Below are 3365 nucleotides of genomic sequence, written 5' to 3' on the forward strand. Positions count from 1 at the left end.
AAAAAGTTAAAAAAATGAAACAGAAACTGTAATGAGTTATGGGGATGTAGTTACCATCATAGAAGAAAATCTAGGCTCAGAAGTGGTTGAGGCACTTTTTGAATTATCTGAAGATGAGAAGAACACACCTGATAGCAGAATGATTACTTACATTGAAGATGGAATATTTGTAGAACAAATAGAAGAGAGTGGAGTAATACCTAAGTTAGTCGAAATGGTTATTTCAGATTTAGATAGTCAAGGCTTCTTAAAGAAAAGTAAGGATATTAGTAAATTCAATTATGAAGATATCTATTATAAGGAAATTATAGATGAGAAATTGTCACCAGGAATGATGAAGTATTTTGAGGATAACTAAGGAGGAAAAGATTATGAATTTAAAAAACAGTAGAAGAGTACAGCAAGGAAATGACTAGAAAGGAATTTGACAAATTTACAGAGGAACAAGAACTATGTCCTAATCATTTCGGATTAGTTGATACATTTATTGATGATGCTTGCAGCATAGCTAAATGTAAAGAATGTTACGACAAAGCTTTGGTGGGGATTGAATTCAAAGCAGAAGTGCCAGGCCTACCTATTGAAGTCATGCCAGCATTACAAAAGCTTCAGGATTTAGAGATACAAGCTAAATCAATTAAAGAACAACAAGAGAGGTTAAAAGAAGATCTTCTTAATGCTATGGAAACTCATGGAGTAAAGAAATGGGATAACGAGGTTATGACAGTAACTTATACAGCTTCAACAACTAGGACAAGTATTGATAGTTCAAAGCTTAAAAAAGAGCTTCCAGATGTATTTAGTAAGTATAGTAAGACTTCTAATGTTAAGAGCTCTATAAGGATTAAATTGAAGGGGGATAAGTAATATGTCTGATATTAAAGGGATAGTTAATAAACCTCAATTCGATAAAGAAGTGTTTAAGGTAGGGGAAGCGATAAAAGTTAACAAGAAATGTTATCCATATATTAAAGCCAATGCAATAATAACATACTCCAGCCCATTAGAAATAACTGCTACTTATTATAGTGAAATTGATGATGAATGTGTTGAATTTAACATTGGAATCAATGATGTTGTCGATGGAAGCTATGAGATTAAGTTTTTAAAGGAGGAAAAATAAATGGAAACAGGATACACATTTGAAATAAATAATGATATGACAGTTGAGTTCACTAGCTTATTAGAAGATGGATATGTACCAGTTGAGGATGAAGAGTAATGGCAGCTGAGAAGACCTTTGAAAATCAGATAAAGAAGTTTTTAGATAAGCTACCTAATACATGGTACTTCAAAGTATGGAGTGGCCCATATAGTAAATCAGGTATTCCAGACATAATAGGAGTTGTTAATGGTCACTTTGTAGCTTTAGAAGTTAAAGCAGAAAATGGACGTGCTAGTGAACTTCAAAAACGCAATATTAGGCTTATAGACCAGTGTGGAGGTTACTCAAGGATAGTTTATCCTAATGACTTTGAAAAGTTAAAGACGGAGCTATTAGAGATATGCAAAAGCTAACTAAATCAGAATTTATGAGTAAAGTAATAAATGATTATTATAAAAAAAGACTTAGAGCAAAAGACGTTGACTCACATCTTATTGAAAATGCTTTAAAAATACAAAAAACAAGGAGGAAACACAAATGACAAAAGAAAAATGGCAAGAAAAAGCTGATGACCTTATTGACATAATACTTGACCTAAAAGAGAAAGGAAAGAGAAATAAAGAAGATTTAGACTCAGCAAAAATGGAATTAATAGAATTACTAGAGGATTATGGAGTATCTGAATATGTAGGAGCAAATGGAAAGGCTAACTTTGTTGACTTTGAAAGAGAAGGGCTTGTTAAAGATAGTGTAGTTGAAACTGTAGACGGAGTTAATAAAGGAAAGATAAAACAAATTAACATGAAGGATCTTACAAAAGATATTAAAGTTCACTTTATAAATGTAAGGGGGTATATGGGTGATTAAAGTTATTAAAATCAATGATACTCTAAATGCTTCATTCGATTATGATGCAGATACAGTGTCAAAGATAAAAACAATATCAGGAAGAAAATATAATCCAGGTAATAAATCTTGGGATTTACCACTTCAAGCTATTCATAAGTTAAAAGAATTATTCCAAGATGATTTAGATATATCTGAAGATGTGGATCAGGAGTATGTAGCACCAAAGTATGATTTTAAGAGAGAGTTAAACTTTATTAAATATAAACCACTAAGAGTATTTGCTGAATGGGGCTTAAAGCAATTACCTGATTACTTCTATGAAGTAGCAGCTTCAAGTACTGGTAAATATCACCCAGCTTATGCCCTAGGTGAAGGTGGATTAGTCAGACATACAATAGCAGCTGTAAGAATAGCTGAAGAGTTATTCAAAAATGAAACAGTACAAAACTTCACTGATAATGAAAAAGACATTATAAGAGTCTCATTATTGTTACACGATGGAGTAAAGCATGGGGTAGATGGAGCTTCTCACACAGTAGCAACTCATCCTTTGGAAGTAATTAAATATCTAGAAGATAAATATTGGGAAGTTCCAGAAGATGAATTACCAGATGAAGTAATTGAGATTATGGAAGATGACTTGCTGCTTTTAGAGATTGTCTTAAATTTTCAACAATGTCATCTATATTAGCATCATATTCTACATTGTCACTAAAACCATAGCCATACCGTTCAAATACTGCTGTTTTTGAGAACTTAGATACATTTTCTTGAAGTTTATAGTAATCACAATAAGGGCTGGTTACTCCAGAGCCTGATGTAAATACTACGGTATTATTTCCATTTCCTTTAGAAAATATATGAGTATTACCGGTGTTTAGCTTTATAATATCTCCAGGAGCTTTCAAATTTTTATTTTCAATAAAGGATAAGAGTTCCTCGCATATTAAACCTATAATTAATAAAATGACTAAAACTAAAAGAATGTATAATAAAATAATCATAATAAACCTCCTATATAATGTAATTTTAGTATACTTTTAATTTACAAAATATGTCAATAATATTAATGGAAAGTTTACATAAGTTATATATTTAAATTTGATTACTATATTCAAAAAAGATATAATTTTAATAATTAGTATAATTAGGAGGATAGAATTATTATGAAAATAGCAATTGCTATAGGTGTTCTTATTCTAGTGATGAATATAGTCTTTTCTTTTTCTCTTATTTTTATAGAAAGAAAAGATCCAACAACAACATGGGCATGGTTGTTAATAATGATATTACTTCCTGGAATAGGATTTATTATATATCTGCTTCTTGGTCAAAATCTTAGTAGAGAAAGATTGTTTAAAGAAAAAACAGTTCTTGATGAAAATAAAAGAAGGGAACTATCTATTCAGTT

8 protein-coding genes are annotated in these 3365 nt (G+C 30.6%); 7 read left to right on the forward strand and 1 reads right to left on the reverse strand.

The features are described 5' to 3' along the window. Window positions 1-31 precede the first annotated feature (31 nt). The 6 genes from DR024_RS00005 to DR024_RS00030 all read left to right on the forward strand — a co-directional run bounded on the left by DR024_RS00005 (window position 32) and on the right by DR024_RS00030 (window position 2645). Entirely contained in the window at window positions 32-358 is a 327-nt protein-coding gene (locus tag DR024_RS00005) for a hypothetical protein (protein WP_111917936.1), read from the forward strand. Window positions 359-408: 50 nt separating this feature from the next. After that, entirely contained in the window at window positions 409-867 is a 459-nt protein-coding gene (locus DR024_RS00010; RefSeq protein WP_111917938.1) for a siphovirus Gp157 family protein, read from the forward strand. Window position 868: 1 nt separating this feature from the next. Then, window positions 869-1123 (forward strand): hypothetical protein, encoded by a 255-nt coding sequence (locus DR024_RS00015; RefSeq protein WP_055254719.1) that lies wholly within the window; start codon window positions 869-871, stop codon window positions 1121-1123. Window positions 1124-1221: 98 nt separating this feature from the next. Next, on the forward strand, window positions 1222-1518 hold the full coding sequence (locus DR024_RS00020; RefSeq protein ID WP_111917940.1) for a VRR-NUC domain-containing protein: 297 nt from the start codon (window positions 1222-1224) through the stop codon (window positions 1516-1518). A 124-nt stretch (window positions 1519-1642) separates the two neighbouring features. Continuing rightward, the gene (locus DR024_RS00025; protein ID WP_055254723.1) at window positions 1643-1972 is read left to right on the forward strand and encodes a hypothetical protein; all 330 of its coding nucleotides are present in this window, start codon (window positions 1643-1645) and stop codon (window positions 1970-1972) included. After that, window positions 1965-2645: a hypothetical protein gene (locus DR024_RS00030; protein ID WP_242983057.1), complete on the forward strand. Its 681-nt coding sequence runs from the start codon at window positions 1965-1967 to the stop codon at window positions 2643-2645. The genes DR024_RS00025 and DR024_RS00030 overlap by 8 nt, the downstream gene beginning before the upstream one ends. Here the strand turns inward: DR024_RS00030 and DR024_RS00035 are convergent. Next, window positions 2581-2958, reverse strand: coding sequence for a hypothetical protein (locus DR024_RS00035; RefSeq protein WP_111917942.1), 378 nt, complete (start codon window positions 2956-2958; stop codon window positions 2581-2583). The genes DR024_RS00030 and DR024_RS00035 overlap by 65 nt on opposite strands. Window positions 2959-3120: 162 nt before the next feature. Here DR024_RS00035 and DR024_RS00040 point away from each other — a divergent pair. Beyond that, a partial coding sequence (locus tag DR024_RS00040) for a PLDc N-terminal domain-containing protein (RefSeq protein ID WP_172458901.1) occupies window positions 3121-3365 on the forward strand: 245 nt, incomplete at its 3' end.

The organism is Clostridium paraputrificum (genome assembly GCF_900447045.1).
GTDB classification, from domain to species: Bacteria; Bacillota; Clostridia; order Clostridiales; family Clostridiaceae; genus Clostridium; species Clostridium paraputrificum.